Annotated in this window: 1 protein-coding gene; it reads left to right on the top strand. The window is 39.3% G+C overall.

The annotated features are described in order from the left end of the window. Positions 1-229 (top strand): M24 family metallopeptidase (locus AOA61_RS02725; RefSeq protein ID WP_143521173.1); only part of this gene is annotated, 229 nt, incomplete at both ends.

The raw sequence follows: 229 nt of genomic DNA, 5'->3' as shown, positions 1-229 counted from the left end.
GGCATCAGTACCCTTGAAATTGATGCATTTGTTGAAGAGTACATGAGTAGTAACGGAGCTAATCCTGCTCAAAAAGGCTATAAAGGATATGAATATGCTACATGTGCATCTATTAATGATGAGATATGTCATGGATTCCCTAGAAATTCTCCTTTGAAAAATGGAGATGTTGTAACGATAGACTTTGTAGCCGAATTAAACGGGGGGTTGGCAGATTCAGCCTGGACAT

The organism is Pseudomonas sp. 2995-1, assembly GCF_002742505.1.
In the GTDB taxonomy this organism is placed as follows: Bacteria; Pseudomonadota; Gammaproteobacteria; order Pseudomonadales; family Pseudomonadaceae; genus Aquipseudomonas; species Aquipseudomonas sivasensis.
Note: the sequence above shows the minus strand (reverse complement) of the source record. Positions and strands in the feature narration are given on the sequence as shown.